The 1193-nt window shown below is 62.1% G+C and carries 1 protein-coding gene; it reads right to left on the bottom strand.

The genetic code is table 11. The annotated features are described in order from the left end of the window. Positions 1-42: 42 nt before the first annotated feature. Positions 43-1017 carry a hypothetical protein gene (locus tag EA187_RS20195; RefSeq protein WP_127781485.1) on the bottom strand — a complete coding sequence of 325 codons (975 nt, stop codon included), beginning with the start codon at positions 1015-1017 and terminating at the stop codon, positions 43-45. Positions 1018-1193 lie beyond the last annotated feature (176 nt).

Genomic DNA, 1193 nt, shown 5'->3' with positions numbered 1-1193 from the left:
ACAACGTCTTCGCCCTCTTCGCCGAAAAGAACATTTAACGACTTATCCGGCCAGTGCGTCGACCCCGGTCGCGCTGTCCGAGCTGTGGGGCACGTAATTCGCCGCCAGTCCCGCCTCCCAGGGGTCGTGCTCGCGGCACTTCACCGGCGCGTTTCGCCGAAGCCAGAGCGTGCCGTTGGGAAAGACACAGCGCTTTTTTCCCTGGACCCAGCGCTCGCGCACCTGCGCGTAGGCGCTGCGAAAAGCGCGCTCACGGACAATGGCCTGATCGAGCAGCGCTGGATGATACGCCGCATAGCGGGGGGCGGCCTCCCGACGTCGTCTCTTCTCTTTCGCGCAGCTGAGGGGATCGGTGGCCAGCACGCCTTTCACACCCAGAAATCGGCGGCGTTGCTTTTTCATCTGGCGGTGAATCTCGTTCTCGGCCTCGCGCAATCGCTTCTCAAAATGTGCGACGACCTCCTCCAGCGTCATAGCATCATAGCCCGGCGGGCGTCTGGGGATGAACTCGAAGGCCTCCGGCTGGTCATCTCCGTAGTAGGCTGCCGGGCGCTCGACCAGCATCGGCTTCTCCCAGTCCGAGGGCATGATCTTAAAGCCCGGCCAGTCTTTAGCTCGCCGAACGAGCCCGGCTTTGACCGGGTTGAGCAAGACATAGAGCAGCTGAATCTCAAAGACCTCCCGATCGAGCAGCACCGTATCGCAGTAAGAGCGATTGGTGTCCCAGAGGCTGCCCGTGCGACCGAAGAAGTTGTTTCGAGCCCGGGTGAAGCCGGCCATCGCGTCGCGCATAAAGTCCGATCTGCGCGCCTGTGGGTCGGTGAGCACGATGTGCACGTGGTTCGACATCACCACCGCGCCGTGCACCACAACGCCGCTGCGGCTGGCGGAGCGCGCAAACTCATAGGCGGCGACAGCGTTGATGTTGGCATCCGGGCGGGTAAAAAAACGTCCCTCGACGGTACGACGGGTCAGGGCGACGACCTGATCTGCGACATGACGACGGGGGCGAGTCATGGTGGGCTCCAGTGAGGTGGCGGGTTGGATGTTGGACCTCGCTGGATTGTTATCGCAGGCAAATGCCGGATGTTGCGTCGCAGGATACGAAAGTGTGGGGAGAGATGGCAGAACGACGAGCGATACTCAGGTGTGTGCTGCAGACGGGACTGCGAGAAAGGCGCGTGGTTACTGCA

The sequence above is a fragment of the Lujinxingia sediminis genome (assembly GCF_004005565.1).
In the GTDB taxonomy this organism is placed as follows: Bacteria; Myxococcota_A; Bradymonadia; order Bradymonadales; family Bradymonadaceae; genus Lujinxingia; species Lujinxingia sediminis.
Note: the sequence above shows the minus strand (reverse complement) of the source record. Positions and strands in the feature narration are given on the sequence as shown.

Bases quoted from the DNA above. Each gene is read 5' to 3' on its own strand.
- EA187_RS20195 (WP_127781485.1), bottom strand. From the start codon at position 1,017: ATGACTCGCCCCCGTCGTCATGTCGCAGATCAGGTCGTCGCCCTGACC.